The sequence below is a fragment of the Micromonospora sp. DSM 43699 genome, from assembly GCF_055517075.1.
Genome location: NZ_JBTMMT010000224.1, coordinates 1 through 441, shown reverse-complemented (window position 1 = coordinate 441; position 441 = coordinate 1). Strand labels below are relative to the sequence as shown.

Annotated in this window: 1 protein-coding gene; it reads left to right on the top strand. The window is 75.3% G+C overall.

What is annotated here, in order from left to right:
• Window positions 1–441 (top strand): alcohol dehydrogenase catalytic domain-containing protein (locus AC0AIB_RS31360; RefSeq protein ID WP_465098104.1); only part of this gene is annotated, 441 nt, incomplete at both ends.

Below are 441 nucleotides of genomic sequence, written 5' to 3'. Positions count from 1 at the left end.
CCGGTCCCCGTCGTGCTCGGCCACGAGGGCGCGGGCGTGGTGGAGGCGGTCGGGCCGGGCGTCGGCCACGTACGGCCCGGTGATCACGTCGCGCTCTCCACCCTCGCCAACTGCGGGGCCTGCGCCCAGTGCGACCGGGGCAGGCCGACCATGTGCCGCAAGGCGATCGGGCGGCCCGGCCGGCCGTTCTCGCGGGGCGGGAAGCCGGTGTTCCAGTTCGCCTCCAACTCCGCTTTCGCCGAACGTACGGTGGTGCGCGCCGTCCAGGCCGTCAGGATCCCGGCCGACCTGCCCCTCACCTCCGCCGCCCTGATCGGCTGCGGGGTGCTCACCGGTGTCGGCGCGGTCCTCAACCGGGCGAAGGTCGACCGGGGCGACAGCGTCGTGGTCATCGGCACCGGCGGCATCGGCCTCAACGTGCTCCAGGGGGCCAGGCTGGCC